This is a genomic window from Catenuloplanes indicus, assembly GCF_030813715.1.
GTDB classification, from domain to species: Bacteria; Actinomycetota; Actinomycetes; order Mycobacteriales; family Micromonosporaceae; genus Catenuloplanes; species Catenuloplanes indicus.
This window is the reverse complement of record NZ_JAUSUZ010000001.1, coordinates 6,274,181-6,300,297: the sequence shown is the minus strand read 5'-3', so window position 1 is coordinate 6,300,297 and position 26,117 is coordinate 6,274,181. Positions and strand designations below refer to the sequence as shown.

30 protein-coding genes are annotated in these 26,117 nt (G+C 72.2%); 4 read left to right on the top strand and 26 right to left on the bottom strand.

What is annotated here, in order from left to right:
* Nucleotides 1-14 precede the first annotated feature (14 nt).
* The 12 genes from mutM to J2S42_RS28535 all read right to left on the bottom strand — a co-directional run bounded on the left by mutM (nucleotide 15) and on the right by J2S42_RS28535 (nucleotide 10,723).
* Nucleotides 15-857 (bottom strand): bifunctional DNA-formamidopyrimidine glycosylase/DNA-(apurinic or apyrimidinic site) lyase, encoded by an 843-nt coding sequence (mutM, locus tag J2S42_RS28590; RefSeq protein ID WP_307244001.1) that lies wholly within the window; start codon nucleotides 855-857, stop codon nucleotides 15-17.
* A gap of 7 nt (nucleotides 858-864) precedes the next feature.
* On the bottom strand, nucleotides 865-2,007 hold the full coding sequence (locus J2S42_RS28585) for a hypothetical protein (protein ID WP_307244000.1): 1,143 nt from the start codon (nucleotides 2,005-2,007) through the stop codon (nucleotides 865-867).
* Nucleotides 2,004-2,756, bottom strand: coding sequence for a ribonuclease III (gene rnc / locus J2S42_RS28580; protein ID WP_307243998.1), 753 nt, complete (start codon nucleotides 2,754-2,756; stop codon nucleotides 2,004-2,006). The genes J2S42_RS28585 and rnc overlap by 4 nt, the downstream gene beginning before the upstream one ends.
* 214 nt (nucleotides 2,757-2,970) lie before the next feature.
* Nucleotides 2,971-3,930, bottom strand: coding sequence for a phosphate acyltransferase PlsX (locus tag J2S42_RS28575; RefSeq protein ID WP_307249089.1), 960 nt, complete (start codon nucleotides 3,928-3,930; stop codon nucleotides 2,971-2,973).
* A gap of 54 nt (nucleotides 3,931-3,984) precedes the next feature.
* A complete protein-coding gene (rpmF, locus tag J2S42_RS28570; protein WP_307243996.1) occupies nucleotides 3,985-4,158 on the bottom strand; it encodes a 50S ribosomal protein L32 in 174 nt (57 codons plus the stop codon).
* Between the two features lie 5 nt (nucleotides 4,159-4,163).
* Nucleotides 4,164-4,727: a YceD family protein gene (locus J2S42_RS28565; RefSeq protein ID WP_307243994.1), complete on the bottom strand. Its 564-nt coding sequence runs from the start codon at nucleotides 4,725-4,727 to the stop codon at nucleotides 4,164-4,166.
* A 133-nt stretch (nucleotides 4,728-4,860) separates the two neighbouring features.
* A complete protein-coding gene (locus J2S42_RS28560) occupies nucleotides 4,861-5,361 on the bottom strand; it encodes a hypothetical protein (protein ID WP_307249087.1) in 501 nt (166 codons plus the stop codon).
* 182 nt (nucleotides 5,362-5,543) lie between these two features.
* On the bottom strand, nucleotides 5,544-6,023 hold the full coding sequence (coaD, locus tag J2S42_RS28555) for a pantetheine-phosphate adenylyltransferase (protein ID WP_307243992.1): 480 nt from the start codon (nucleotides 6,021-6,023) through the stop codon (nucleotides 5,544-5,546).
* Complete coding sequence (gene rsmD / locus J2S42_RS28550) at nucleotides 6,020-6,583, bottom strand: 16S rRNA (guanine(966)-N(2))-methyltransferase RsmD (RefSeq protein WP_307243990.1); 564 nt, start codon at nucleotides 6,581-6,583, stop codon at nucleotides 6,020-6,022. The genes coaD and rsmD overlap by 4 nt, the downstream gene beginning before the upstream one ends.
* Nucleotides 6,580-6,918 carry a DUF952 domain-containing protein gene (locus J2S42_RS28545; protein ID WP_307243989.1) on the bottom strand — a complete coding sequence of 113 codons (339 nt, stop codon included), beginning with the start codon at nucleotides 6,916-6,918 and terminating at the stop codon, nucleotides 6,580-6,582. The genes rsmD and J2S42_RS28545 overlap by 4 nt, the downstream gene beginning before the upstream one ends.
* Nucleotides 6,919-6,921: 3 nt before the next feature.
* Nucleotides 6,922-9,108 carry an ATP-dependent DNA helicase RecG gene (recG, locus tag J2S42_RS28540; protein WP_307243986.1) on the bottom strand — a complete coding sequence of 729 codons (2,187 nt, stop codon included), beginning with the start codon at nucleotides 9,106-9,108 and terminating at the stop codon, nucleotides 6,922-6,924.
* A gap of 4 nt (nucleotides 9,109-9,112) precedes the next feature.
* Nucleotides 9,113-10,723 carry a DAK2 domain-containing protein gene (locus J2S42_RS28535; RefSeq protein ID WP_307243984.1) on the bottom strand — a complete coding sequence of 537 codons (1,611 nt, stop codon included), beginning with the start codon at nucleotides 10,721-10,723 and terminating at the stop codon, nucleotides 9,113-9,115.
* Between the two features lie 213 nt (nucleotides 10,724-10,936).
* Between J2S42_RS28535 and rpmB the strand changes: the two genes are divergently transcribed.
* A complete protein-coding gene (gene rpmB, locus J2S42_RS28530) occupies nucleotides 10,937-11,128 on the top strand; it encodes a 50S ribosomal protein L28 (protein ID WP_033343896.1) in 192 nt (63 codons plus the stop codon).
* A gap of 139 nt (nucleotides 11,129-11,267) precedes the next feature.
* Entirely contained in the window at nucleotides 11,268-13,466 is a 2,199-nt protein-coding gene (locus J2S42_RS28525; protein ID WP_307243983.1) for a PAS domain S-box protein, read from the top strand.
* Here the strand turns inward: J2S42_RS28525 and J2S42_RS28520 are convergent.
* From J2S42_RS28520 to J2S42_RS28505, 4 genes are all read right to left on the bottom strand, one after another.
* The gene (locus J2S42_RS28520; RefSeq protein WP_307243981.1) at nucleotides 13,456-14,277 is read right to left on the bottom strand and encodes a chitosanase; all 822 of its coding nucleotides are present in this window, start codon (nucleotides 14,275-14,277) and stop codon (nucleotides 13,456-13,458) included. The genes J2S42_RS28525 and J2S42_RS28520 overlap by 11 nt on opposite strands.
* A gap of 7 nt (nucleotides 14,278-14,284) precedes the next feature.
* Nucleotides 14,285-14,746, bottom strand: a complete 462-nt coding sequence (locus J2S42_RS28515; protein WP_307243980.1) for a GNAT family N-acetyltransferase — start codon at nucleotides 14,744-14,746, stop codon at nucleotides 14,285-14,287.
* Between the two features lie 64 nt (nucleotides 14,747-14,810).
* On the bottom strand, nucleotides 14,811-15,284 hold the full coding sequence (locus tag J2S42_RS28510) for an RNA polymerase sigma factor (RefSeq protein WP_307243978.1): 474 nt from the start codon (nucleotides 15,282-15,284) through the stop codon (nucleotides 14,811-14,813).
* 204 nt (nucleotides 15,285-15,488) lie between these two features.
* Nucleotides 15,489-16,430, bottom strand: coding sequence for a thiamine-phosphate kinase (locus J2S42_RS28505; protein ID WP_307243977.1), 942 nt, complete (start codon nucleotides 16,428-16,430; stop codon nucleotides 15,489-15,491).
* 99 nt (nucleotides 16,431-16,529) lie between these two features.
* On the opposite strand from J2S42_RS28505, the gene J2S42_RS28500 reads away from it, so the two are divergent.
* Nucleotides 16,530-16,763: an Lrp/AsnC ligand binding domain-containing protein gene (locus J2S42_RS28500; RefSeq protein ID WP_306834349.1), complete on the top strand. Its 234-nt coding sequence runs from the start codon at nucleotides 16,530-16,532 to the stop codon at nucleotides 16,761-16,763.
* Entirely contained in the window at nucleotides 16,764-17,333 is a 570-nt protein-coding gene (locus J2S42_RS28495) for a DUF3515 family protein (RefSeq protein ID WP_307243975.1), read from the top strand. It abuts the gene before it with no gap.
* A 21-nt stretch (nucleotides 17,334-17,354) separates the two neighbouring features.
* On the opposite strand, the gene J2S42_RS28490 is transcribed toward J2S42_RS28495, so the two are convergent.
* From J2S42_RS28490 to J2S42_RS28445, 10 genes are all read right to left on the bottom strand, one after another.
* A complete protein-coding gene (locus J2S42_RS28490; protein ID WP_307243973.1) occupies nucleotides 17,355-17,972 on the bottom strand; it encodes a D-alanine--D-alanine ligase family protein in 618 nt (205 codons plus the stop codon).
* Between the two features lie 1,660 nt (nucleotides 17,973-19,632).
* On the bottom strand, nucleotides 19,633-20,376 hold the full coding sequence (locus J2S42_RS28485; protein WP_307243971.1) for an ABC transporter permease: 744 nt from the start codon (nucleotides 20,374-20,376) through the stop codon (nucleotides 19,633-19,635).
* A gap of 19 nt (nucleotides 20,377-20,395) precedes the next feature.
* Nucleotides 20,396-21,307, bottom strand: coding sequence for an ABC transporter ATP-binding protein (locus J2S42_RS28480; RefSeq protein ID WP_307243969.1), 912 nt, complete (start codon nucleotides 21,305-21,307; stop codon nucleotides 20,396-20,398).
* Between the two features lie 18 nt (nucleotides 21,308-21,325).
* On the bottom strand, nucleotides 21,326-22,057 hold the full coding sequence (locus J2S42_RS28475; RefSeq protein ID WP_307243967.1) for a hypothetical protein: 732 nt from the start codon (nucleotides 22,055-22,057) through the stop codon (nucleotides 21,326-21,328).
* A gap of 12 nt (nucleotides 22,058-22,069) precedes the next feature.
* Entirely contained in the window at nucleotides 22,070-22,777 is a 708-nt protein-coding gene (locus J2S42_RS28470; protein WP_307243965.1) for a hypothetical protein, read from the bottom strand.
* A complete protein-coding gene (locus tag J2S42_RS28465) occupies nucleotides 22,774-23,658 on the bottom strand; it encodes an ATP-binding cassette domain-containing protein (RefSeq protein ID WP_307243963.1) in 885 nt (294 codons plus the stop codon). Before J2S42_RS28465 ends, J2S42_RS28470 begins: the two co-directional genes overlap by 4 nt.
* The gene (locus J2S42_RS28460; RefSeq protein ID WP_307243961.1) at nucleotides 23,655-24,032 is read right to left on the bottom strand and encodes a GntR family transcriptional regulator; all 378 of its coding nucleotides are present in this window, start codon (nucleotides 24,030-24,032) and stop codon (nucleotides 23,655-23,657) included. The genes J2S42_RS28465 and J2S42_RS28460 overlap by 4 nt, the downstream gene beginning before the upstream one ends.
* Before the next feature lie 232 nt (nucleotides 24,033-24,264).
* Nucleotides 24,265-25,161: an NADP-dependent oxidoreductase gene (locus J2S42_RS28455; RefSeq protein WP_307243959.1), complete on the bottom strand. Its 897-nt coding sequence runs from the start codon at nucleotides 25,159-25,161 to the stop codon at nucleotides 24,265-24,267.
* Entirely contained in the window at nucleotides 25,158-25,472 is a 315-nt protein-coding gene (locus tag J2S42_RS28450) for an STAS domain-containing protein (protein ID WP_307243958.1), read from the bottom strand. The genes J2S42_RS28455 and J2S42_RS28450 overlap by 4 nt, the downstream gene beginning before the upstream one ends.
* Nucleotides 25,473-25,554: 82 nt before the next feature.
* Nucleotides 25,555-26,004, bottom strand: a complete 450-nt coding sequence (locus J2S42_RS28445) for an ATP-binding protein (protein WP_307243956.1) — start codon at nucleotides 26,002-26,004, stop codon at nucleotides 25,555-25,557.
* Nucleotides 26,005-26,117: the final 113 nt, after the last annotated feature.

The window sequence follows — 26,117 nt, the reverse complement described above, 5'->3', positions numbered from 1 at the left end:
GGGAATATCGGCTTTTATCGGGGTTTCGGCTGGCAGCGGGGGCAGCTGAAGCTGGACCGGTTCATGAAGGACTCGCGGCGGATGGCGGTGCCGCAGCGCGCGCAGGGCAGGCCCTCCTGACCGTAGACGTTGAGCGCGCGGTCGAAGTAGCCGGACTCGCCGTTGACGTTGACGTAGAGCGCGTCGAAGCTGGTGCCGCCCTCCTTGATCGCGGCGGACAGTACGTCGCGGACGTGGCCGAGCAGGCGCGCGACGGCGGGCCGGGTGAGCGCGTCGGTGGGGCGGGCGCCGTGCAGCTTCGCGCGCCAGAGCGCCTCGTCGGCGTAGATGTTGCCGACGCCGGAGATCAGCGACTGGTCGAGCAGCGCGCGCTTGATCTCGGTGCGCTTGCGGCGCAGGCGCTCCGCGAACTGCGTGTCGGAGAAGAGCGGGTCCATCGGGTCGCGGGCGATGTGCGCGATCTCGGACGGCAGCTCGGCGCCGCCGGTGGAGACGGACAGGCCGCCGAACGTACGCTGGTCGATGAAGCGCAGCTCGGGGCCGTCGTCGTCGAAGCCGAAGCGCACCCGCAGGTGCGTCTCGTCCGGCGTCTCCACCGGCTGGATCAGCAGCTGGCCGGACATGCCGAGGTGGCCGATGATCGCGTCGCCGGAGTCGAGCGGCAGCCACAGGTACTTGCCGCGGCGGCGGACGTCGGTGATGGTGCGGCCGGCCAGCACGTCCGCGAAGTGGGTGGCGCCGGGGACGTGGCGGCGGATCGCGCGTGGATGGCGGACCTCGACCGTGTGCAGGCGGCGGCCGACGACCCAGGGGGTCAGGCCCGTGCGGACGGTCTCGACCTCGGGGAGTTCGGGCAAGGGATCCTCAGATCGTGTAGGGCCAGACGGTGACGAGGTAGGCGCCGTACCAGAGGCCGAACGCGGCGTAGCCGGCGAGCGCGGGGACGATCGTGCGCCAGCGGGCCCGGCCCAGCGCGGTCGCGAGCGGCAGCATGATCAACAGCACCGGTACGAGCAGACGCGGCTTGGAATGGTAGTACCCGCCCTGGCCGACGACCAGCACCAGCGTGACCAGGCCGTAGGCGACCAGCGGCCACCACGGCCGGTGCAGGACCGCGGTGATCGCGAGCAGGACCGCGCCGATCAGGATCCACGCCACGCTGACCTGCACCCAGCCGTTGCCGGTGCGCAGCGTGTCGTCCAGGAACGCCAGCGTGCTTCGGCCGAAGTCGAACGTGGAGCCCCAGCCGGCGGTCTGCACCCGGAACCAGGCGTCCCAGTCGCCGATCCGGTGACCGGCCCAGAGCAGGTACGCCGGGGTGCCGGCCAGCGCGACCGCGGCCGCGCCGAGCGCGGTGATCCGGCCCCGGCGGTCCTCGGTGCGCCAGGCCAGCAGCGCCGCGACCGCGAGCGCCACGGTCAGCGCGAAGCCGGTCGGCCGGGTCAGCGCACCGGCCAGGCCGAGCACGCCCATCCAGACCCAGGACCGGCGGTGCGCGGCCAGCAGCGCACCGGCCGCGAGCGCCAGGAACAGGCCCTCGGAGTAGCCCATGTTCAGCACCACGGACATCGGCTGGGCGATCACCAGGACGGTGAGCACGTACCCGGTGCGGCGGTCGTAGAGGCGCTCGCCGAGCAGGAACAGCGCGACCGAGGCCGCGGCGCCGCAGGCCCAGGTGACCGCGAGCGCCGCGTCCGGCAGGCTGAGCCCGGTGAACGAGAGCAGCCGGATCAGCGCCGGGTAGAGCGGGAAGAACGCGATGCCGTTGCCGACCAGCGTGCCGTCCTCGTCGTACGTGTAGCCGGTCGGGTAACCCTCACCGGCGACCCGGACGAACCAGCCCGCGTCCCAGGAGAGCAGGCTGTCCGCGACCGAGGCACCGGGCAGCGCGAGCCAGGAGACGGCCGCGGACTGCAGGCCGCGGATCGCCACGAACAGGCCGAGCACGACCGTGATGTGCCAGAGAGTTCTCCCCGGCGGGGCGACCGGCTGAGCGGTGCGGGTCACGGTGACCCGTCGGCGTCCGTGCTCAACGCGTGTGGGCCCTGATCGGACAGGTTGCGCCAGGCGGCCTCCGCGGCGCGCTGCTCGGCCTGCTTCTTGCTCCGGCCCTCGGCGCCGCCGTACCGCTCACCGGCCACCACGACCCAGGCGGTGAACGTCTTCGCGTGGTCCGGTCCGGCCTCGTCGATCCGGTACTCCGGCACACCCAGGCCGAGCGACGCGGTCAACTCCTGCAGGCTGGTCTTCCAGTCCAGGCTCGGGCCCTGCTTCGAGGACGCGGCCATCAGCGGGTCGAAGAGCTTGTGGATCACCTTGGCCGCGACGTCCAGGCCGTGCTGCAGGTAGATCGCGCCGAGCAGCGCCTCCAGCGTGTCCGCGAGGATGCTGGCCTTGTCCCGCCCGCCGGTGGTCTCCTCCCCCTTACCGAGGAAGAGGTACGCGCCGAGCCCGTCCGGGCCGAGCGTGCGGGCCACGTCCGCGAGCGCGGTCATGTTGACCACGCTGGCGCGCAGCTTCGCGAGCTTGCCCTCGGGCAGGTCCGGATGGTCGGTGAAGAGCGCCGTGGTGATCACGACGCCGAGCACCGAGTCACCGAGGAACTCCAGCCGCTCGTTGGTCGGCAGGCCGCCGTTCTCGTACGCGTACGACCGGTGGGTCAGCGCGCGTTCCAGCAGCTCAGGATCGATCGACACACCGAAGGCGGACTCCAGGTGCCCGACCGACGGCCGCCGCCGTTTCTCCCGGTCGGTCATGCCGGGCACCCCGATCCGCTGCGGTCACGCCGTGGCCGGCGCTGAGCCGATGATTCGTTCGCAAGCTCACTCATGCCGGGCTCTCCACTTCGCTGCGGTCACGCCGTGGCCGGCGCTGAGCCGATGATTCGTTCGCAAGCTCACTCATGCCGGGCTCTCCACTTCGCTGCGGTCACGCCGTGGCCGGCGCTGAGCCGATGATTCGTTCGCAAGCTCACTCATGGGCATCTCCTACAAGTGCGCACATGGCCGCCGTGGCGGCGCGTCGATGGAGGTCGGCGGCCAGGGCGATGCCCGAGGCCAGGTCGGCGCCGGAGGCGGCGCCGTGACAGACGACCACGGTCCCGCCGACGCCGAGCAGGGCGGCGGCGCGGGGCGGGGTCTCGTCGGAGGCGGTCGAGCCGTAGACGCCCTCGACGCCCTTGAGCAGCACGTTGCCGGTGAAACCGTCGGTCACCACGACGTCGGCGAGCTCGCCGGTGGCGATCTCGTAGCCCTCGACCAGGCCGGCGTACCGCGCGTCGCCGGGCAGCGCACGCCCGGCCAGCGCGAGGTCGGCGGCACGCCGGGGATGATCGCCCTTGCCGGGCTCGGTGCCGATGGAGAGCAGGCCCAGGCGGGGCGCGGGCACGCCGAGGACGGCGGTGGCGTACGCGACGCCGAGCAGGCCGTGCTGGACCAGCGTGGCGGGGCTGGCCTCGATCGAGGCGCCCACGTCGAGCAGCAGCACCGGGCCGTACGCGGCCGGCAGCGTGGCGGCCAGCGCGGGACGGCGGATGCCGGGCATGCGCCCGAAGCCGAGCACGGCGGCCGTGACGATGGCGCCGCTCGGACCGGCGGACGTCATCGCGTCCGCCTCGCCCTCCGCGACCGCGGCAGCGGCCGCCCGCACCGTGGTGTCGGCGCGGCCCCCGCTGGCCGGGGCGTCCGCCATCGCGACCGCGCGCCGGGCGCCGCGAACGGCGACCCGGTCCCGATCGTTCGGCGGGAGGGCATGGATGATCTCGTCGGCCACCTCGGAGGGGCCGACGAGCAGGAGATGCAGGTCGGGATCGACCCGGCACGCTCGCAGAGCGCCGTCAACCACGACGGCGGGTGCGGAATCCCCGCCGAGGAGGTCGACGGCGATCCGCGCGGTGCCCGGCTCCGCGGAGGGAGCCGAGGCACCGGGCAGTCGCCGTTGTGCAGGCGCGGTCCGACCGATGGCCGGATGCGTCACCGCGCGGTGTCAGACCTCGAGGACCTGACGACCGTTGTACGTGCCGCAGGTGTTGCACGCCGTGTGGGGCAGCTTCGGCGAGCGGCACTGCGGGCAGGCAACGGTCGCGACCGCCGAGGTCTTCCACTGCGCCCGGCGCGACCGGGTGTTGCTGCGCGACATCTTGCGCTTCGGGACGGCCACGGTAATTACTCCTCGGTGTTGGTCAGGTTGTGCAAGGCGGCCCAGCGTGGGTCGACCTGATCGTGATTGTGATCGTCGGGCAGGTCGTCCCAGTGCACCCCGCACTCGGAGCACAACCCTGGGCAGTCGTCGCGGCACAGCGGGTTGGTCGGCAGGGCCAGCACCACCGCGTCCCGCACGGCCGGCTCCAGGTCGATCAGATCGCCCTGCATCCGGCCAACTTCATCCTCGTCGGTCGTCTCGTCCGTGACGCTGTTCTCGTACGCGTACAGCTCCTGGATCGTGACGGTCAGCGAGTCGTCGATCGTGCGGAGGCATCGGCCGCACTCGCCGGTGATCGGCCCGGACACGGACCCGGACACGAGCACGCCCTCGGACACCGACTCCAGCCGCAGGTCCAGGCTGATCTCGGCGCCCTTCGGCACACCGATCATCTCCACGCCGAGATCCGCCGGCGCCTCGACCACCCGGCTGATCTCACGCATGGCACCAGGACGGCGCGGCAGCTCGACGGTGTCGAGCACGAGCGGCGACCGGGGGTCGAGGTGATTCTCAGGGTTCTTAGGCATGGCGATTCTCTGTAGGCGATTCTCTGTAGGCGACCCTCTGTAGCGCAGCTGGAGGCACAGCGGTCTCCGGCCGTGCGGACAGCCGACGAAAAAGGTTACCCGACCGGCAACCCCAGCGTCGAATCGCCCCAGGCTAGAACGGGAGTGGGCGCTCGCCCTCGTCGGGTCCGGCGAACGAGCCGATCTCGCGCAGCGCGTGCATCTTGTCCCGGCCGCGCTCGATCGACGCCAGTGCGCGTGTCAGGAACTGCTCGAAGTTGGCCAGCGCGGTGTCGACGTAGTCGTCGACCTCCTCGCGCAGCCGCTGCGCCTCGGCGCGCGCCTCCGCGACGATCCGGGCGCCCTCGTGCTCCGCGGAGACCGTGATCTCGTTCACCGAGACCAGGCGGGCGTGCTCGGCCTCGCCCTCCGAGATGATCCGCTCGGCCTCGCTGCGGCCCTTGTCGATTATCCGGTCGCGCTCCTCCAGCAGCGCGGCGGCCTTGCGCAGATCCGTGGGGAGCTCGGCGCGCAGGTCCTCCAGCATGCCGATCATCTCGCCGCGCTCGACCATGCAATTCGTCCGGGACATCGGCACGGAGCGGGCCTGCTCCACGATGTTGATGATCTCGTCGATGCGGTCGAGCGGGTCCATACGGTCGGACGGGTCCACCGGCGCCTCACTCCTGTCACTGACTGCGGCCACTCCGCCGTTCTGCCTCACCATCATGCGGCCCCGGCGCCCGTTGCGGCGAAACCCCGCTCATCGGCGCGTCGGATCCGTCGCCATCTCGTTACCGTTCGCGCTGTTCGCCGGTAGGGGCGGTTTGCCAGAAGTCACACCTGGCGCAAACGTGCCCGCAGCCGACGGTCCACCAGGTCGGGTACGTGCGCGGAGACGTCGCCGCCCCACTTCGCCACCTCCTTGACCAGGCTGGACGAGAGGAACGAATACAGCGGGTTCGTCGGCATGAACAGCGTCTCCACGCCGGCCAGCCCGATGTTCATCTGAGCCATCTGCAGCTCGTAGTCGAAGTCGCTGACCGCGCGCAGGCCCTTCACCACCACGCCCGCCTGCTGCGCCCGGCAGAAGTCGACCAGCAGACCCTGGAACGACGCCACCCGCACGTTGCCGTACGAGGAGGTCACCTCGGTGAGCAGCTCGATGCGCTCCTCGATGGTGAAGAGGCCGAGCTTGGACTGGTTGATCAGCACTCCGACGATCACCTCGTCGAAGAGCCGGCTGGCGCGGCCGATGATGTCCAGATGGCCGTTGGTCACGGGATCGAAGGATCCGGGGCACACAGCGCTCGTCATGATCGGCGACCGTACCAAAGAGTAGTCTCGCCGTACTTCCGGCTGCGGACCGCAGTGATGCCCTCCACCCAGGCCAGGCCGGCACCCCGGCTGGACCGCTCGACGACCACCAGCGCGTCCTCCGCGAGCCAGCCGTGCTCCAGCAGCGCGGCCAGCATCTCCAGCACCTCAAGATCGGTCATCGGGTACGGCGGGTCCGCGAACACCAGGTCGTAGGGTTCACCGGCCGGCCCGGCGGCCAGCGCGGTGCCGACCTTCGCGGACTGGAGGACGGCCCGGTCCCGCGCGTCGAGCGCCGCGATGTTGCTCCGGATGATCCGCCCGGCCTTCGCGTCGTGCTCGATCAGCAGCGCGTGCGCGGCGCCCCGGGACAGCGCCTCCAGGCCGACCGCGCCGGAGCCGGCGTACAGGTCCGCGACCCGCGCGCCGTCCAGGTCGATCAGCGTCTCCAGCGTGTTGAACAGCGCCTCGCGTACCCGGTCGGAGGTGGGGCGGGTGTGCGAGCCGGTGGGCACGGTGAGCCGCCGCCCGCCGAGCGCACCGGCGACGATCCTGGTCACACGAGTCCCTTCGGGGGTGCGAAGGAGCCGTCCGGCTCCGGCGGGTACGGATGCACCGCGATCACCGCATGCACCGGGATCGGGCCGTAGACGTGCGGGAACTCCATGTCCGTACCCTCGCCGGGCTCCCAGCGCGGCGGCTCCGGCAGCCGGGACTCGTCGATCTCCAGCAGCACCAGGTCGGTACGGCCGCGGGCCAGCATGGTCGCGGGCACGTGCACCTGCGCGGCCGTCGAGCAGTGGATGAAGCCCTCGGTGGCCAGCGAGTCCGCCGTGTAATCCCCCGTGCGCTGCGCGGCCGCCCAGGCGGTGGCGGTGCAGAAGTGCAGGATCATGGGTCAGCCCTTCTCCAGGTATTCGGCGCGCTCGTCGTCGACCAGCGCGGCCACGGACGCGGCCAGCGCGGGATGCCGGTCCAGCTCCGGATCGTCCCGGACCAGCGACAGCGCCTCCGCCCGGGCCTCCGCGATCAGTTTCTGGTCCCGCAGCAGCGACAGCAGCCGCAGGTGGGAGCGGCGGCCGGACTGTGCGGCGCCCAGCACGTCGCCCTCGCGGCGCTGCTCCAGGTCGAGCTCGGCCAGCCGGAAACCGTCCGTGGTGGAGGCGACCGCGTCCAGCCGCTGCCGGGCGGGCGTACCCTCCAGCGCGTCCGTGACCAGCAGGCAGAGGCCGGCCGCGCTGCCCCGGCCGACCCGGCCGCGCAGCTGGTGCAGCTGGGAGACGCCGAACCGGTCCGCGTCCAGCACGATCATGACGGTCGCGTTCGGCACGTTCACGCCGACCTCGATCACCGTGGTGGCGATCAGCACGTCGAGGTCACCGGCCGCGTAGGCGCGCATCACCGCGTCCTTCTCGTCGGCCGGCAGCTTGCCGTGCAGGATGCCGATCCGCACGCCCTTCAGGAAGTCCTCCGCCAGAATCGGCGCCACCTCCAGCACTGCGATCGGCGGGCGCTTCGCGTCCGAGCCGTCGGCGGGCGGCTCGACGTCGTCGTCGCCGTCCTCCGAGCCGATGCGCGGACACACCACGTACCCCTGGTGGCCCTTCTGCACCTCCTCGCGCATGCGCCGCCAGGCGCGCTCGAAGAACGCGGGCTTCTCCGCGGTCGGCACCACGTGCGACGCGATCGGGGAGCGGCCGCGCGGCAGCTGGGCCAGGACGGACACCTCCAGGTCGCCGAAGACCGTCATCGCGACCGTGCGCGGGATCGGCGTGGCGGTCATCACCAGCACGTGTGGCGGCTGCGCGGCCTTGGCGCGCAGCGCGTCCCGCTGCTCGACGCCGAAGCGGTGCTGCTCGTCCACCACGACCAGGCCCAGGTCCTTGAAGTCGACGCCCTCGTAGAGCAGCGCGTGCGTGCCGACCACGATGCCGGCCTGGCCGGAGGAGACCTCGGCCAGCGCGGCGCGTCTCGCCTTCGCGCCGAGCGAGCCGGTGACCAGCGTGAGCCGGGTCGCGTCCGGGTCGGAGTCGAGCTCGCCGGCGCGACCGAGCGGGCCGAGCAGCTCCGCGATGCCGCGGTAGTGCTGCGCGGCCAGGACCTCGGTCGGCGCGAGCAGCACGGCCTGGCCGCCCGCGTCCACCACCTGGAGCATCGCGCGCACCGCGACCAACGTCTTGCCGGAGCCGACCTCGCCCTGCAGCAGCCGGTGCATCGGGTGCGGCGTGCCCAGGTCGGACGCGATCTCCTCGCCGACCTTGGACTGGCCCTCGGTCAGCTCGAACGGCATCGCGGCGTCGAACCGCTCCAGCAGGCCACCCGCGCGGCGCGGGCGCGGGCGGGCCGGCCAGGACGCGGCCCGCACCTTCCGCTGGACCAGCGTGAGCTGCACCGCGAACGCCTCGTCCCACTTCAGGCGGTGCTTGGCGCGGTATAGGTCGGACTCGTCGGTCGGCTTGTGGATCTCGCGGAGCGCGCGATCCAGGCCCATCAGGCCGTGCTCGCCGCGCACCCGGGCGGGCAGCGGGTCCTCCGGCATGGTGATCACGTCGAGCACGGTCTGCACGGCCTTCGCGACGGTCCAGGTCGGCACCGCGGCCGCTGCCGGGTAGACCGAGATGAACGCGCCCGCGAAGTCCTCCACGTCGCCGGTCTCGCCGTCGCCGTCGAGCAGCAGGTATTCCGGGCTGTTGAGCTGGCGCTTGCCGCGGAAGTCGGTGACCTTGCCGGCGAACATGCCCCACACGCCCGGTTTCAGCTCGCGCTGCCGCCACGGCTGGCTGAAGAACGTCAGCGAGATCGTGTTGCCGGTGTCGTCGCCGACCAGCACCTCCAGCAGCGAGCCGCGGCGCTGGCGCATCTGGCGCGACTCGACCCGCTTGACCTGCGCCATGATCGTGACGTCCTCGCCGACCTCCAGCCCGCGGATGTCGGTGTGCTCGCCGCGCTGGTCGTGCCGGCGGGGGAAATGATAGAGCAGGTCACCCGCGGTATGCAGATTGAGCTTCTCGGCCAGCGGCTTCGCCGACTTCGCGCCGAGGACCTTCTCCAAGGGGGTGTCGACCGTGACGGCCGTCTCCGTCATGCGTTCACTCCACGCCGATCAGCAGGGGGTAGACGGGCTGGCCGCCGTCGTAGCCGCGCGCCTCCACGTACGGCCAGCGGGAAGCCAGGTGTGCGCGCAGCGCCGGCTCCAGCCCGGGTGGCGCGTCCGCGCCGAAGAGCAGCGTGATCAACTCACCGCCGCCGCCGAGCAGCCGGTCGAGCAGCTCGGTGCCGACCGCGGTGAGATCCGCCCCGATCAGCGCGACCTCGCCCTCGATCAGGCCGAGCGCGTCACCGGCCCGGCATCGCCCGGCCATGGTCAGCGCCTCCCGGCTGGCCCTGGTCACCTCGGCCCAGCGGCAGGCACCGGCGGCCTCGGCCATCGCGATCACGTCGTCCTCGAAGCGACGGGCGTCGTCGCGCACCGCGAGCGCGGCCAGCGTCTGCACCGGCGAACGGGTCGGCACCACGGTCACCCGCGGGCCGGACACCTCGCGCGCCGCCGCGACCGCGACCGCGCGGGTGTCGCCGTCGTTCGGCAGCAGCACGATCTCCTCGGCGTCGCTGCCGTCGATCGCGGCCAGCAGCTCGCGCGGCGACGGGTTGCCGCCGACCACGATCGCGCCCTCGCCGGTGTAGAGCGCGGCGAGGCCGGGCCCGTCGGCCATCACCACGGCCGCGCGGGCGCGGGCCGGTGGCGCGGGCAGCGCGGCGACGTGATCGGCGAAGCGGGTGACCGTGATCTGGTGCGGGCGGCCGGCGACCACACCGGCCTCGATGGCGGCGCCCACGTCGTTGACGTGCACGTGCACGTGCCAGACCGGCGGACGGCCGCCGGAGCCGACCACGACCAGCGAGTCGCCCAGCCCGCGGAGCGTGCGCCGGAGCAGGTCGATCGCGTCGTGCTCCGCGTCCAGCAGGTATTGCACCTCGTAGGCGAAGTCGGGGGAGCCGGTCTCCCGCGGGGTGGCCGGCGGGCGCGGGTGCGGCGACGGCGGGACCGGCGGCTCCTCGACCGGGGCCGGGTCGCCGCGCAACGACTCGGCCAGCGCGTCCAGCAGCAGGCACAGGCCGCGGCCGCCGGCGTCGACCACACCGGCCCGGGCCAGCACCGGCAACTGCTCCGGCGTGCGGGCCAGCGCGACGCCGGCGGCCTCGGACGCGGCGCGGGCCACCGCGGCCACGTCGTCGGTATCGGCGCGGGCGGCGCCGTCCGCGGCCGCGGACAGCACGGACAGCACGGTGCCCTCGACCGGCTCGGCGACGGCGGAGTAGGCCGCCGCGGTGGCCGCGCGCAGCGCCGTGGCGAGCTGCCGGCCGCGCACCTCGGGCTCGTCGGCCAGCGAGTCGGCCAGGCCGCGCAGCACCTGGGAGATGATCACACCGGAGTTGCCGCGCGCGCCGAGCAGCGCGCCGCGGGCCAACAGGTGCAGCGCGTGACCGTGCGCGGTGCGGCCGGCCTCGGCCGAGTTGTCCAGATCGAGCGCGAGCGCGCGCTGCGCGGAGGTGAGCGTGAGGACCAGGTTGGTGCCGGTGTCACCGTCGGGCACCGGATAGACGTTCAGCTCGTCGATCTCGCGCTGGTGTGCCCGGAGCGCGGTCAGCCCGGCGCCGCTCCAGCGGCGCACGACCGTCGCGTCCAGGGTGTCGAGCACGGAAAAAGCCTATAGTCGGCCACCGACAGTTTCGCGGCAGGAAGGTCCCCGAGACCCGATTCGCTGGTCGGGGGGCGCGTCGGGTAGCCTGGTCGGGTTGCCTAGGCCTAGTGCGCGGGTGACCTCATGTCTGCGGCCCGCGCCGCGGGACTTGTTCGTGGCGTTCTGTCGTCATGAGCAGAGCATCGAATCGATCGACAGCAGGAGACTTCCGTGGCTAGCGTCTGCGACGTCTGTGGCAAGGGGCCGGGCTTCGGCCACAACGTGTCCCACTCGCACCGGCGGACCAACCGCCGCTGGAACCCGAACATCCAGACGGTGCGCACCCCCGCCGGTGGCGGCAACACCCGCAAGGTTCAGGCCTGCACCTCGTGCATCAAGGCCGGCAAGGTCACCCGGGCGTAATCTCCCGGTTCGCTCGACGTACGCCCTGTCGCCCCGGCGGCCGGGCGTACGTGCGTTTATCTGCGTTTTTCGCGTATCGGCTCGCTTTCCGTACCTATCCTGAGGTAACTGACTGCGACGATACGAGCGCGGGGTGCAGATGGGCAGGACCACCGAGCCTGGCAGCGACGAGGCCGTGCTCTCACTCTCGCTCGACGGCCGGATCACCGACGCGGGTGCCGGCACACGCACGTTGCTCGGTTACCGCCCGGAGGAGCTGTTCGGCCGCCCGGTCGAGGACGTCATCCCGGAGCCCGGCGGACTGCTCGGCGGCCCCCGGCACGATCTCGGCGCCACGATGCACAACGGGTCGGCCCGCTTCGAGCTGAGCTGCCGCTGCGCGGACGGCACGGTGTTCCCGGCCGCGGTCACGGTGTGGCACAGCATGGAGGAGCACGGGCTCACCATCACGGCCGCGATCCGCCGGCTGAGCACGGAGGACAAGCTCGCCGGCGCGATAAACCTGGTCGGTGCGCTGGTCCGGTCCTCGCACGACGCGATCATCGCGGCCGACCAGGACGGCATGATCACGATCTGGAATCCGGCTGCCGAACGCCTCTACGGCTACACCGCGGCGGAGATGCTGGGCCGCCCGCGCAGCACGCTGTTCCCGCCGGACGGCCTGGAGCTGGAGGAGGAACGGTTCCGCCGGACGCTCACCGGCAGTCACGTCGAGATGTTCTCCGCGGTCCGCCGGTGCAAGGACGGCCGGCTGATCACCGTCGCGGCCACCATCTCGCCGATCGCGGACGCGCAGGGCCACATCATCGGCGTGGCCGGCTTCTCCCGGGACATCGGCGAGACGAACCGGGCGCAGAGCATGTTCCGCGGCCTGCTGAACGCGCTGCCGATCGGGATCATCGGGATCGGCGAGGACGGCTTGATCCGCTTCGTGAACCCGGAGACCGAACGGCTCTTCGGCTACGACGCGGAGGAGGTGCTGGGCCTGCCGGTCGAGCACCTGCTCCCCCGGTCCGAATCGACAGATCAAGACCTTCAGGGGGTACGGAAGGACGGCAGCTGCTTCCCGGCCGAGGTCTCGCTCTCCCCGATCGACGTGGGCTCCGAGACACTGATCTCCGCCACCGTGGTGGACACCACCGCGCGGATCGCGGCCGACGCCGAGCACGCCCGCCTGCAGCAGGAGCTGAACGCGGCGCAGCGGCTGGAAAGCGTGGGCCAGCTGGCCGGTGGTGTCGCGCACCACTTCAACAACCTGCTGGCGATCATCGACTCGCACGCCGGGTTCGTGGCCGAGGAGCTGGGCGGGCCGGTCACCGGCGCCAGCGTGCGCGAGGCGCTCACCGACATCGCGCAGATCCGCAAGACCGTGGACCGGGCCAGCGAGTACGCCCGGCAGTTGCTGGCGTTCGGGCGGCGCGAGGTGGCCCGGCCGGTGCGGCACGACATCTCGCGGACCGTCGCGGACGTCTACGCGCTGCTCAGCCACTCACTCGGCGACGACATCACGCTCACCACGCACACGCACCAGGACCTGCCGCCGGTGGTGGTGGACCCGGGCCAGCTGGAGCAGACGCTGGTCAACCTGGCGCTGAACGCGCGCGACGCGATGCCGCACGGCGGCCGGCTCAGCATCACGGCCGAGCCGTGCACGAAGAGCGCGCCGGGCGCGCGGCCCAGCCGGCACGTCAAGATCAGGGTCACCGACACCGGTTCCGGCATGCCGCCGGAGGTGCTGGAGCGCGCGTTCGAGCCGTTCTTCACCACCAAGGACCCGGTCTCGTTCGCCGGCATGGGGCTGGCCGTGGCGCACGGCATGGTGAACGCGGCCGGCGGCGAGATCAACATCTCGTCCGACCCGGGCCGGGGCACCACCGTGGTGATCATGCTGCCCGCGGACGACCTGCTGGAGCCGCGCCGGAGCCCGGACGAGGCCGTGCCCGGCAACGGCGCGGAGACGAATGGCCGGCGCACCATCCTGGTCGTCGACGACGAGCCGGACCTGCGCGAGGTGGTCCGCCGGATGCTCGGCAAGTCCGGCTACGACGTGATCACCGCGGCGGACGGGCACGAGGCGATGAAGAAGGCGGGCGCGCACACCGGGCGCATCGACCTGCTGATCACCGACATCATGATGCCCGAGATGTCCGGCACGGAGCTGGCCGAGCAGCTGCGCGAACTCCGCGAGGGCCTGCCGGTGCTGTTCATGTCCGGGTACGCCGCGCCGGTGCTGGCCGAGAAGGGCACGCTCGACCCGGGCATGGTGCTGCTGCAGAAGCCGTTCCGCAAGCAGGAGCTGATCTCCGCGGTCGAGAACGTGCTCTCGGTCAGCGTGTGACGGCGTACCGGTCGCCGTAGACCGACCAGCGCAGCGGCGGGTTCAGGTCCAGGTTGCCGGCCGTCAGGAAGACGCGCTGGGCGGTGTCCACCCGGCTGGTGTCCCGGTGCGCCTCCTCGCGGCGCATCGCGGCCGCGCGCGCGTTCAGGAACGCGGTCAGGTAGGCGACCTCGCCACCGCCCTGGGCCGGCGTCCGGGCCCGGCGCATCGCGGCCGCCCGGATGCCCCCGAAACTCGCCGGGTCCGCGCCCGGGCCGTGCATCACCATCGCGTCGTAGTAGGCGAACTGGCCCAGCGCGCGCAGCCCGTCCCTCTTCGCCTGGCCGACCGCCGGGTTGAAGTAGACACGGTCCCGCTCCGCGTCCTGCGCGGCCCGGAACGCCGGGTCGGTCGCGGCGGCCCGCCATGCGGCCGGGAAACCCGGGTCCAGGCCGGCGTGCGAGGCCGTGCCGTTCACCCGGCCCAGCGCGGGCAGGTAGCGGGCCAGCCGGTTGTTCTTCGGCCGGGCCGCTACGTACCGGCGCACGACCGGAAGCATGTCGCCGGTGCCGGAGGTGAAACCGACGATGCCGCCGGTATAGCCCCGGCCGTCCCGGATGTCCTCGATGTAGCCGTACTGCGCCCGCCAGTTCAGCGACGAGTTCTCCGCGCTGGAGACCAGCTTCATCGCGATCTCCTTCTTCGCGGGCGCGGTCAGGTCCAGCCGGCCGACCTTCCGCTGCGGCGCGGCCGGGAGCCCCGGCGGGCCCGGGTGCACGGTCTCCACCAGCACGAACGCGGTGGCGGCCAGCAGCACCGCGGCCGCCGCCAACCACGCCCTAGAGGACGCGTGCGAACGAGAGGCAGCCCGGCGCGTCGCGGTAGAAGCCGAAGTTCTCGATCCGGTCATACCCACAAGCGTTGTACATCGCGATGGCCTCCGGCTGAAGATCGCCGACTTCGAGGATCAACCGGCGGCGGCCCCGCGCCCGCGCCGAGTCCTCGACCGCGGCCAGCACGCGACGGCCGATGCCGCGGCCGCGCACGGTGGCGGCGGTGAACATCCGCTTCAGCTCCGCGTCCTCGTCGCCGTGCGCACGCCAGCCCGCACCGCCGACCGGCTCGCCGTCGAGGAACGCCACCACGAAGTCGCCCTGCGGCGGGACGAACTCGGCCGGGTCCATCGGGGTGTCGTCGCCGGTGCCGCCGTAGCGGCCGGCCAGCTCGGCGAGCGCGGCCCGCATGACGATCTGCGCCGCCGGCTCGTCATAGCCCACCGACCGCACCTCAAAATCCTTCACAGAGCGAGAGGGTACGACCACGACGAGCCGAAACCCAGAGGTCATCCGGCAAATGAGATTCCCGCTACGGCACCTGTCCCGGCTCCTCGACCAGGCCGTAGGTGTCCAGCGTCCGTTCCGCGATCCAGGTTCCAGCGGACAGCCGGCCACCGCCGGGTCGAGTGGCACCGTCCGGCGGGCCGGGCCGAACCGGGACACCTGGCTGCCCACCCGCCAGCCCGTCGAGCGGTCGAAGAGCAGTTCCGGTTCCCGCATGGGATTGTCGTTGAGCCGGACCGCCACCGGCGCGGACCTTGGTGCGCGCCCGGTGCAGCGAGGACCGGACGGAGCCGAGCGGGATGCCGAGCGCGGCGGCGATCTCGCCGTACTCCAGTTCGGCGACCGCGAACAGCATCCGCACGTCGCGCTGCCGGCGGGGCAGGCGGGCCAGGACGCCGGAGAGGCGGGCGACGTCGCGGGCCGCGTCGACCCGGGAGGCGGCGGCCTCGCGTGCTCCGGTGCGGGGCGGCCTCGCCGCGGGCGGCGTCGCGCAGCGCACGGATCTCCACCCGGCGGTGCCGGCGGAGCACGTTCGTGGCGATGCCGTAGAGCCAGGGCAGCAGCTCGCCGCGGTCCGGGTCGAAGCGGTCCCGTCCGCACGGGTACGGCCGTGTTCCCGGTTTTCCGGAAGGCGACCGCCCACCTGACCGGTGCCCGCGGGAGCACTCGGAACGCAACCCCGCCGGAAGCGGGAAAATGGATCTCAGCTCTTGAAGTGGTCCCAGCCGAGGCGGCCTTCCCAGGCGTCGCCGTCCACCGTCACGCCGGCGCCCTCGCGGACCGTGCCCACCTGCCGCCACTCCGCCGGCAGCGCCACGCCGGCCGGGAACGTCGCGCAGAGCGCGTGGTCGTCGCCGCCGCCGAGGATCCAGCTGTACGGGTCGACGCCGAGCGCGGTCGCGGCGTCGCGCATCTGGTCGGGCAGGTCGAACGCGTCGCGGTGGACGTCGATCGCGACCCGGCTGGCCTTCGCGATGTGGCCGAGGTCGGCGAGCAGGCCGTCGGAAATGTCGATCATGGAGGTGGCGCCGAGCCGGTTCGCGATCGGGCCCTGCTGGTACGGGACCTGCGGGCGGCGGTACGCGTCGACCAGGAGTTTCGGCGTGCGGAAGCCGCGGGACAGCACGGTGTAGCCCGCGCCGGCGAACCCGACCCGCCCGGCCATCGCGAGCACGTCGCCCGGTCGCGCGCCGCTGCGCAGCACCGGCTGGAGCCCGTGCATGTCGCCGAGCGCGGTGACCGCGATCGTGAGCGTCGGGCTGGCCGACATGTCGCCGCCGACCACGCTCGCGCCGACGCTCTCCGCCTCCTCGGACAGCCCGTCCGCGAGCTCCTCCGCCCAGGCCGCGTCCAGATCGGGCGGCGCGCAGAGCGCGACCAGAAGCGCGGTCGGGTACGCGCCCATCGCCGCGATGTCGGCCAGGTTCGCGGCCGCGGCGCGGTGCCCGATGTCGTTACCGCTGCCCCAGTCCCGCCGGAAATGCCGGCCGTCGACCAGCACGTCCGTGGACGCGACCACCCGCCCGTCCGGCGCCGCGACCAGCGCCGCGTCGTCGCCCGGTCCCAGCAGGCAGGTCGGGCCGGCGGTCAGCCGCGCGGTGACCCGGGCGATCAGCCCGAACTCACCATCCTGTGCCACTGACATCCCCTCAGTCACCCTGCGCTCCTCCTGCACACGGACCAGCACTTCCGTACGGTAGTTTCACCAATCGAGCCGCCGGCGGCGGCGGATAGGAGTCGTGTCGTGGTCCAGGCGTACATCCTCATCCAGACGGAGGTCGGACGCGCGCGTGACGTGGCCGCGCAGATCAGCAACATATCCGGCGTCATCAGGGTCGACGCGGTCGTGGGCCCCTACGACGTGGTGGTGCTCACAGAGGCCACCACGGTGGACGAACTAGGAAAGATCGTCGTGAGCAAGGTCCAGCTGGTCCCGGGCATCACCCGCACCGTCACCTGCTCGGTGGTGCGGCTCTAGATGCCCGCCGAGAAGGATCGCACCACCCGTACGGCGGCGCTGTGGGCCACCGCGGTCGCGGTGCCCGCGGCGCTCGCCGTCGGCATCATCGCCGTCTCGTCGCTGCCCTCCGCCACACCGTCCGCGACCCCGGCGTCCGGTGCGCCGCAACCGGCGTCGACCGTGCCGGTGGAGATGGCCGCGCCCGCGCTGGACGACGACGAGACCGTCGCCTGCCGCGCGCTGACCTCGCAACTGCCGGTGACGGTGCGCAACCTGGCACAGCGGCCGGTCTCGGCCGGCCCGGAGCAGAACGTGGCCTACGGCGACCCGGCGATCACCGTCGCGTGCGGCGGCGAACAGCCGTCGTTCCTGGCCACGGACCTGGTCTACCCGCTGAACAAGGTCTGCTGGCACGCCACCGAGACACCGGACGCCTCGATCTGGACCACCGTGGACCGCCGCGTTCCGGTGACCGTGACGATCCCGAAGAGCTACGACTCGCCCGGCCAGTGGACGACTGAGTTCTCCACGACCGTGCTTTCCACGCTGCTCTCCCGTGAGGACGTCCCGACCGGTTGCCGATCCTGATCCGTACCGCCGCCCGACGCGTCAGTGCAGCCCCGGCCCGCGGCGCAACGCGGTCCGGACCACCCGGTCGATCAGCGCCGGGTAGCGAAGACCGGCGGCGCTCCACGCCTCCGCGAGCGCCGCGCCGGGCGCGAGATCGGGCATCGCGTCGATCTCGTCCAGACACACGTCGCCGGCCGGCGGGACCAGCACGGTGACGACCGCCGGCCCGGCGAGGTCGAACGCCACGCGGACCGCCCGCACCAGCCGCCGTACCGAGTCGGGCACGCCGTCCGGGCAGGCCGGCTCGGGATCGTCGGCCAGCAACCCGCAGGCGAACCGGTGCCCGCCGGCCGTTTGCCCGGCCGCGACCGGAATCCCGGCCGCGGTGGCGAGCTGACGGGTGAACGCGCGGTCGGCGCCGATCGCGGACGCCAGCGTGCCCGACCCGGCATAGGGAATCCCGGCCATCTCCAGCAGCCCGAGCACCTCGACGCGACGGCCGGGCAGCACCACGTCAGCACCCGCGATCGCCCCCGCCGCGGCACCCGCGATCCCGGGTGCCGCACCCGCGTCGTGAATCTCGACCGGCGTCACCTCGAACTCACCCGGATCGAGTGCCGCCACGAGAGCGTCCGCCCCCGGCTGCCCGTCATTCACGACGGCAACCCGTATCCTCCGCGCCCCGGCCACGGCCGTGACCCTACTCCCACCTCCGCCGACCCCCCACGCATCGCCACTCCGGGGCGAAATTCCAGTAAATAACGGTTGTACGTCGATCCTGCTGCTTGCGGGAAAGCAGGAGGCGCGTGACGTGAGCCGAACGGCCGGATACCCGCCGGCGAGCCGGGCAGCGGGCGGCAGGCGGTATCCGGGCCGCACCGACTTCAAGATCAAATAGGCTGCTGGCATTGATGCGGTGGCGGGCCGTCGTGGTTTCGCTTACGTGCGCCAGCACAGAACCGGCACCGCCGGGACGCACCACCCTTGGGGTGCAGATCTTCGACAGGGCCGCCACGAACGACGCGGCCGCAGCGAAGGCATGGACGGCGCGCAGCGACGCCCCTGCCGACCTCGGCGCAGGCCGGCGGCGCTGCCGAAGATCTGCTCGGCTTCGCCCGGGCGACGGCAGGCGGTGCATCCCGGCCCACAGACGCAACCCATGCCACCCACGAAAAACAGCCGACCCCACGGACCCCGCACCCGCGGGAAGCCTCGCCATGCACCGGAGTCCCGAGACCCGCCGGAGGCACCGCCGGACAACGCAACCCGCCACACCACAGCACCCACAGACGCCACCGATATGCCGAAATATCGGGCGCCGGGCGCCCGATAGATCAGTGAGCATCCCGGAGAGATCAGCTGCGGAGGCCGACAGGACTGCAAGCGCACGACGACGATCCAGCGCCCGGAAGCGCGGAAACGGTCTTGGCCCCTCGCTTCCGGACACGGCAACCGGTCCGGGACCGGGAGACGAGCGGCGCACGCGTGGCGGCGAAGCGTAACGCCGCCGAGGCGGACATGGACAGCGACGGACGCCGGTCTGAGAACAGGCGGCAGCGGGCCTGGCGTCGGGAAGCGGGCGGAGGACTTATGCCGGGAAGGAGACGGCGACGGGCCCGGCACCGCGACGCAGCCAGCCGGCAGACCTGGCACCGCGAGCGGACAGCGGCAGACCCCGGCACCGCGAAGCAGACAGGGCAGACCCGACGCCCGGAAACACGCAACGGCAGACCCAGCGCCCGAACGCAGACGGCAGGGCTTGGCGCCGGGACGCGGAGGAGCGCCAGCGACGACCCGTGCCCGTGGGAGCGACTCCGTTGCCCATTCCCGCCGAGGCGCTGGCCGCGCATAGCCGGCCACGCGGCCAGGCGGGCCGCACACCACCGGCACCGAATCGGCCTACGTCACGGCCAGGTGCGCCAACCGCCCGAAATTTCCGGATAAAGATTTCCGGCGCCGTATCTAGTGATCCCATCCGCCGCGGGTCGAACCCCCTGTGTGATCAATCAGTGGAGCAAACAGGAGGTCATTTAGCGAAGTTGATATCCCAAACGCTCCACTGATTGATCACACAGGCTTGAGTGGCGTCGTTCGCCGGCGGCGCGGCAGATACGTAAGATATATCGCCATATTTCCGGCGACCAGCGCCCGCTTGCCGCGACAGGCCCGTCCGGGTACGGCGAGCACGAGCCGACAGAGTCGGCAGCGTGCGGAGAACGAGCCGCCGGAAGCGAGCAGGAAGGTAGCTCACGACCCTCGCCACGCAGGCGAGGGTCGTGAGCGGCCCGTGGCCCCCGTCGGTCCGCGGGCCGGCCGGTCAGGACCAGCGGAAGAGGCGGGTGGCGAGGAGGGTGACGAGGAGCGCGTAGGCGGTCAGGACGGCGAGCGCGGTGGGCGCGACGCCGGTGCCGGACCAGGCGTCGGAGAGGGCCTGGGAGGCGGCGCCGAGGGGGGTGAACTCGGCGATGCGGCGCAGGTATTCGGGCATGATCGGGCCCGGGGTCCAGACGCCGGCGAAGAAGAGCATCGGGAAGTAGACGAGCATGCCGATACCGCTGGCGGTCTTGGTGGTGGGGGACAGCGCGGCGATCAGCAGGCCGATCGAGAACATGGTGATCGTGGCCAGCAGCACGATGCCGGTGAAGTGGAAGGGCGCGGCCGGGAACGGTACGCCGAGGAGCGTGATGCCGATCGTGACCGCGACCACGACGGAGATCAGCATGGCGAGCAGGTTCACCAGCAGCTGCGCGCCGAGGAGCGGGCCGGGGCCGACCGGGGTGGTGGCCATCCGGCGGAGGACGCCGCGTTCGCGGTAGCCGGCGAGCTGGGCGGGGAGTGTGCTGATCGCGATGGTGGCGATCGCCATGGCGACGACGATCGGCAGGTAGATGTCGATCGGGCGGATGCCGCCCATGTCCTCGGCGGGTTCGCGGAAGCCGGGCATCAGGCCGCCGAGGACGTAGAGCAGCACGGACGGGAAGAGCAGGCCGAAGCCGACGGACATGCCGTCGCGGGCGAAGAGCCTGCCCTCGGTCGCGGTGAGCGCGAGAAGCGGTCGCATGATGAAATCTCCCGAAAAATCAGTCTTGGTGGAGGGCGCGGCCGGTCAGGGCCAGGAAGGCGTCGTCGAGCGTGGCCTGGTCCATGCGCAGCTCGCGGGGACGGATCCCGGCGACCGCGAGCGCGGACACCACCGTGAAGAGCAGGTCGCCGCCGCCGGTGATCACCACGGTGCGGCCGGACCGGTCGACGGTCACGCCGGGCGCGTCGGCCAGGAAGTCCGCGGGCAGCGGCGCGTCCGGTACGAACCGGATGCGCTGCTGGTCCGCCGCGGCCGTACCGATCAGCCCGGCCGGTGAGTCGACCGCGAGGACCCGGCCGGCCTCGATGATCGCGATCCGGTCGCAGAGCCGGTCCACCTCCTCCATGAAGTGGCTGACCAGCACGACCGTGACGCCCCGGTTGCGCACCGACTCGATCAGGTCCCACGTCTCGCGGCGGGCGGCCGGGTCCAGCCCGGTGGTCAGCTCGTCCAGGAACGCGACCCGCGGGTTGCCGACCAGCGCGAGTGCGATCGAGAGCCGCTGCTTCTGGCCGCCGGAGAGCTTGGCGAACGGCGTGTTCCGCTTCTCCCCCAGGCCGAGCAGGTCGAGCAGTTCGCGCCAGTCGGCCGGCGCGGGGTAGAACGAGGCGTAGAGGCGCATCGCCTCGCCGACCCGGAGCTTGTCCGGCAGCGCGCTCTCCTGCAGCTGCATGCCGAGCCGGCGGCGCAGTTCGGTGCGGTCCCGCCGCGGGTCGAGGCCGAGAATGCGGACCGAGCCGCCGTCCGGGCGGCGCAGCCCGGCGGCCATCTCGACCGTGGTGGTCTTGCCGGCGCCGTTCGGGCCGATGATGCCAAAGATCTCGCCCGGCTCGACGGTGAGCGAGACGTCCCGCACGGCGACCGTGTCGCCGTACCGCTTGGTCAGGTTGCGCAGTTCGATGACGGACATGTCGGTGGCTCCCAGGGGTCAGCGGGCCGAGGCCGGGCGGACGGGCATGGTGCGGTACATCCGGTAGGTGGCGGTGAGCGTGCCGAGCAGGACCGCGGCCGCGATCGCGAGGCCGAGCGGCAGCGCGGCGGGCGGCAGGCCGAACAGGTGGTTGATGCCGCGGCCGGCCCACTGGATGTCGAAGGCGGCCTCGGCCGCGATCGGGGCCAGCGCGGCGACCGGGATGATCGCCAGCCCGCCTCCGAGCCGGTATCGGTAGAAGCCGAGGCCGATCAGCGCACCGGCCGCGAGGTAGACGAGGTTGAGGACGGTGCCGGTGAGCAGCGCGCGGGCGGCGTCACCGGCGCCGGTCACCGGGTACGGCTCGGCCAGCCGGTCGAGCAGGCCGGTCGCCGCGTACACCGCATGCTCGGGCAGATAGCCGGCCACCTGGACGACCGCGAAGAGCAGCGCCATCGCCGCGTACAGCACGAGGTGGGCCTCGGCGAGCTGGCGCCGGGTGACGCCCAGCGCGATGTAGGGGCGGCCGCCGAGCACGGTGACGATGCCCATGGACAGCAGCCAGTAGCGGGGTGGTGCGCCGCCGACGTTGAGCCACATGCTCACGTCGAGCGTGCCGAAGAGGCCGACCGAGCCGGCCACCACCAGGTAGACCGGGATCAGGATGGCCCAGTAGATGGAGACCATCAGGCCGATGCGACGGAACAGTCGCCGGACGAGGACGCTGAGGACGCCGGGGTGGCGGTTCATCGTCGACCCTCCTCAGGAAATCTTGCCGCGGATCGTGACGGTGCGGCCGAACGCGTGGACCACGGCGCATCCGGCCGTCACCAGCACGACGGTGAGCAGCGCGGAGACCGCGAAGGGCAGCCGCAGACCGGCGACCGTGGCCGCGCCGATCGGGCTCCACTCGGTGCCGAACAGCAGCTCGGAGCCGAGCGCGGGGATCATCGACGGCGCGATCAGCAACAGTCCGGCGAACGGGCCGAACCGGTAGAAGCCCGCGCCGATCAGCCAGCCGGAGCAGAAGTGGGCGAGGTAGATCAGGAACGCGCGGATCAGCACCGCGAACGCGGTCCCGACGGAGTCCACCGGGTACGCGTCGGTCAGGCCGTCCATCAGCCCGGCCGCACCGTAGACGAACCGTTCGACACCGAGCCCGGCGAGGAAGAGCAGCGCGAACGCGCCCGCGGAACCGACGCCGAAGAGCAGCGCGCCGCCGAGGAACTGCCGCCGGGTGACGCCGAGCGCCACGTAGTGCCGGAGGAGGACCGGGATCAGCAGGATCGCCACCGGGCCGACGAACCACTTGACCGTGGACGCGGCGCCGAGGTGCCACACGCTCTCGGTCAGCGACCCGTGGACCGCGATCAGCGTGCCGACCAGCGCGACCGTGGCGATCAGCAGCGCGGCGAACGCCGCGTACGCCGGGGCTGTGCGCCGGAACAGCGAGACGGCGACGGTGGTCATCGCCGGTTCCCGGCGGCGGTCAGTTGGATGAACAGCTCCTGCAGGCCGACCGGGGTGATCTCCAGCCGGGCCGCGGTGGCGTCCCGGCGCTGGTCCTCGGTGAGCGCGCCGTAGATCGTGGTGGCCTTGGTGCCGCCGAGCCGCTTCTCGCCCAGCGCCGCCAGCTCGGTGCCGGCCACGAACGCGTCGACCGCGTCGGCCGGGCCGGTCACGGTGGCGCCGCGGCGGCGCAGCGCGTCCGTCTCCTCGTGCACCAGCAGGCGGCCGCGATCGATGATCAGGACCTCCTCGAACAGGTTCGCCACCTCCTCGATCAGGTGCGTGGAGAGGATGATGGTGCGCGGGTGCTCCGCGTAGTCCGCGACCAGCTCCTGGTAGAACGCGTATCGCGAAGGCGCGTCCAGGCCCAGGTAGGACTCGTCGAAGATGGTCAGCGGCGCGCGGGTGGCGAGGCCGATCGTGACGCCGAGCGCGGACCGGCCACCCCGGGAGAGCCCGGAGACGCGCTTGCGCAGCGGCAGGTCGAACTGCTTGGCCAGCCGGGCCGCGTAGTCCGCGTCGAAATCCGGCCGGAGCTCGGCGGCCAGGCCCAGCACCGCGCCGACCCGGTCGGTGTCCTCCGCGTCCACGTTGTCCCGGACCAGGCAGACCCGCCGGGTGATCCGCGCATTCTCGAACGGGTCCTCGCCGTCGACCAGCACGGTGCCGGCCGAGGCACGGCGGAACGCGGCCAGCACGGAGAGCAGCGTGGTCTTGCCGGAGCCGTTGCGGCCGAGCAGGCCGTAGATCTTGCCGCCGGCCAGGTCGAACGAGAGACCGTCCAGCGCGACCGTGTCGCCGTAGCGCACCCGCAGATCGCGCACCGAGACCGGGATGCTCATCGCCCGGCCTCCCCGCTCGGGACCTGCGCGGCCGCGATCCGCGCGACGACCTCGTCGAGCGGGATGCCGATCATGCGGGCCTCGGCGATCATCGCGTCCACCACCTCGGCGAAGAACCGCTCGCGACGCTGGCCGACCAGCTGCTCGCGGGCCTGCGGGCTGACGAACATGCCGATCCCCCGCTTCTTGTACAGCACGCCCTCGTCGACCAGCTGCTGGAATCCCTTGGCCGCGGTGGCGGGGTTGATCCGGTAGAAGGATGCGTACTGGTTCGTGGACATGACCTGCTCGTCCTCCCTGAGCGCCCCGCTGAGGATCTCGTCCTTGATCTTGTCGGCGATCTGTTGATAGATCGGGCTCCGGTCGTCGAACACCGCCTCGCCCCCTCGCGCCGCCTCGTCCTCTCGCGCCGCATCGTTGGTTCATTACTTATGTAATGAACCCTAGCACCAACGAACCAGCCCGCGGAAGCATGAAAATCGGGCCCCCGCCCATATCGGGCGGGGGCCGCGCAGAACCGGACAGATCTATGTGAAGGTCACGTCCGACGTGGCATATTCGCAGGTCGTGCCGTCGGCGGGGTACGGAGAGGAGCGCGCGAACGGTTCAGCGGACGCGGATGACGACGCGGCCACCGGCGTGCCCGCTCTCGCTCAGGTCGTGCGCCGCCGCGGCCTCGGCCATCGGGAACGTCGCGGCGACCGGCACCTCCAGCCGGCCCGCCTCGATCAGCGCGGCCGCCTCCCCGAGCGCGTGCCAGGAGCGGCCCTCGCCACCGTCCGTGGTGCGGGCGCCGTGGCCGGAGAAGTCCGCGATCGAGATCACGTGCGTGGCGTCGCCGGTCAGCTCGATCAGCACCGGCACCACGCCGTGCCCGGCCGCGTCCAGTGCCCGGTCCACACCGTCCGGCACCAGCTCGCGCACGCGGGCGGCCAGGCCGTCGCCGTACGTCACCGGCGTGATGCCGAGCCGGCGCAGCAGGTCGTGCCGGGCCGGGCTCGCGGTGCCGATCACCCGGGCGCCGCGCTCGCGGGCGATCTGCGCGGCGACCAGCCCGACGCCACCGGCCGCGCCGCTGATCAGCAGCGTCCCCGCCCGCACGTCGATCGCGTCCAGCGCGCGGACCGCGGTCTCGGCCGGGGTCGGCAGTCCGGCCGCCACCTCGAAGGACAGCGCCGCCGGCGTGACCGCCCAGTGCGTGAGCACCGCGTGCTCCGCGGTCGCGCCACCGGCCGACACGCCGAACACCGCGTCGCCCACCGACACGCCGGTCACGCCGTCGCCGACCTCGTCCACCACGCCGGCCGCGTCGCCGCCCGGGATGCGCGGCCCGGTCACCGCGATACCGGCCAGGCCGGAGCGGACCTTCCAGTCCCACGCGTTCACACCGGCGGCCACCACCGCGATCCGAACCCGGCCCGGGCCGGCGTGCGGCTCCGGTACGTCGTCGTCCACACGCAGCACGGACGACGGGCCGGTCTCCGCGTAACGGACCGCCCTCACGGCTGGTATCGCAGGAACTCGTCGAGGCCGCTGACCGCGAGCACACGCGCGACGTGGCCGCGGTGGTTCGTGACCCGCAGCCAGCCGCCCAGCGCGGCGCACCGGTTGTCGCCGCGGACCAGGCAGGCAAGCCCGGTGGAGTCGCAGAACGCCAGCTCGCCCAGGTCGACGACAAGACGGTTGCGGCCGGTGCCGACCAGGTCGCTGATCGCGGTGTCCAGCTCGGGGACGGTACTCATGTCCAGCTCACCGGCGAGTCGCACGGTGGCTGTCCGGTTGTCGCCGGTCTCCGGCGTGACGGTGAACGTCAAGAGACTTCCTCCGCTCCGCCGGGATTCTCTTCCCGCATCTCGATCCTGGTCCAGATGGTTGCCGTCGGACAAGGGTAATCCGTCAGCCGATGGACATCGGGTAGGACGACTCCGATTGTGCGCTTTCTGTAGTGATGAATATCCGGACCGTCGTTCCCCCGCTGCCGCTGACGACCTCGATGCCGTCCGTCAGCTGCTCCGCCAGGAACAGCCCGAGCCCGCCCGGCGAGGTCGGTTCCGGTGGCCGCTCCCCCGGCTTGCGGCCCGGTGCGGTGAAGCCGGCGCCGTCGTCCGCGACCTGGCAGATCAGCCGGTCCGGGGCGTGCAGGAGCCGCAGCCGCCCGGTGCCGCCACCGTGCCGTACCGCGTTGGTCAGCAGTTCGTAGGCGGCCAGTGCGAAGTCGTCCAGCCGGTCCCCGCCCAGCCCGGCGACCCGCGCCAGATCAGCGATGCGGTGGCGCAGCGCTGTGACCTCCGTCGCGGTGAAGGGCAGGTCGAGGAGGAGGCCCGCTCCGGCACTGTCGCCAGCCATCCACGCTCCTCCCGTCCACGCGATCACCGCGCGGTGTGTCACGAACACGTCGCGATCGTCCAGCCCCGAGCCTAGTTGACCTCGGCCCGCGGATCACCAGCCCGAGGCGGCCG

Coding starts and splice junctions, on each gene's coding strand:
- rnc (WP_307243998.1), bottom strand. CDS start 2,756: ATGACCGACCGGGAGAAACGGCGGCGGCCGTCGGTCGGGCACCTGGAG.
- J2S42_RS28565 (WP_307243994.1), bottom strand. CDS start 4,727: ATGCCTAAGAACCCTGAGAATCACCTCGACCCCCGGTCGCCGCTCGTG.
- J2S42_RS28560 (WP_307249087.1), bottom strand. CDS start 5,361: ATGGACCCGCTCGACCGCATCGACGAGATCATCAACATCGTGGAGCAG.
- coaD (WP_307243992.1), bottom strand. CDS start 6,023: ATGACGAGCGCTGTGTGCCCCGGATCCTTCGATCCCGTGACCAACGGC.
- J2S42_RS28545 (WP_307243989.1), bottom strand. CDS start 6,918: ATGATCCTGCACTTCTGCACCGCCACCGCCTGGGCGGCCGCGCAGCGC.
- recG (WP_307243986.1), bottom strand. CDS start 9,108: ATGACGGAGACGGCCGTCACGGTCGACACCCCCTTGGAGAAGGTCCTC.
- J2S42_RS28525 (WP_307243983.1), top strand. CDS start 11,268: ATGGGCAGGACCACCGAGCCTGGCAGCGACGAGGCCGTGCTCTCACTC.
- J2S42_RS28505 (WP_307243977.1), bottom strand. CDS start 16,430: ATGTCAGTGGCACAGGATGGTGAGTTCGGGCTGATCGCCCGGGTCACC.
- J2S42_RS28495 (WP_307243975.1), top strand. CDS start 16,764: ATGCCCGCCGAGAAGGATCGCACCACCCGTACGGCGGCGCTGTGGGCC.
- J2S42_RS28485 (WP_307243971.1), bottom strand. CDS start 20,376: ATGCGACCGCTTCTCGCGCTCACCGCGACCGAGGGCAGGCTCTTCGCC.
- J2S42_RS28480 (WP_307243969.1), bottom strand. CDS start 21,307: ATGTCCGTCATCGAACTGCGCAACCTGACCAAGCGGTACGGCGACACG.
- J2S42_RS28475 (WP_307243967.1), bottom strand. CDS start 22,057: ATGAACCGCCACCCCGGCGTCCTCAGCGTCCTCGTCCGGCGACTGTTC.
- J2S42_RS28470 (WP_307243965.1), bottom strand. CDS start 22,777: ATGACCACCGTCGCCGTCTCGCTGTTCCGGCGCACAGCCCCGGCGTAC.
- J2S42_RS28465 (WP_307243963.1), bottom strand. CDS start 23,658: ATGAGCATCCCGGTCTCGGTGCGCGATCTGCGGGTGCGCTACGGCGAC.
- J2S42_RS28445 (WP_307243956.1), bottom strand. CDS start 26,004: ATGGCTGGCGACAGTGCCGGAGCGGGCCTCCTCCTCGACCTGCCCTTC.